The organism is Psychrobacter sp. TB55-MNA-CIBAN-0194 (genome assembly GCF_040309505.1).
Lineage (GTDB): Bacteria > Pseudomonadota > Gammaproteobacteria > Pseudomonadales > Moraxellaceae > Psychrobacter > Psychrobacter fozii.
Map to the genome: position 1 here is coordinate 1 of NZ_JBEOOW010000642.1, position 246 is coordinate 246.

The window sequence follows — 246 nt, forward strand, 5'->3', positions numbered from 1 at the left end:
TGTTAATAATAATATCGATTTTGCCGTTTTTCAAGGCATCAACGATATGTGGGCGACCTTCGGTGACTTTGTTAATTTGCTTGCATTCAATACCATTGTCGCTTAGTACTTTTTGCGTACCAGTAGTCGCTACAATGTTAAAGCCAAAGTCAATCAGCTGACGAGCGATAGGGGAAAGTTGCTCTTTATCGCTATCACGTACTGAAATAAAGACGGTTTTGGTTGCACCTGCAGTTGGCACACCGG

General features: G+C 42.3%; 1 protein-coding gene. It reads right to left on the reverse strand.

Annotated elements, in window-relative coordinates; all coding sequences use genetic code 11:
• Positions 1 to 246, reverse strand: a 246-nt coding sequence (locus tag AAEY75_RS16580; protein ID WP_352260257.1) for a hypothetical protein, incomplete at both ends; no start/stop codon positions are given.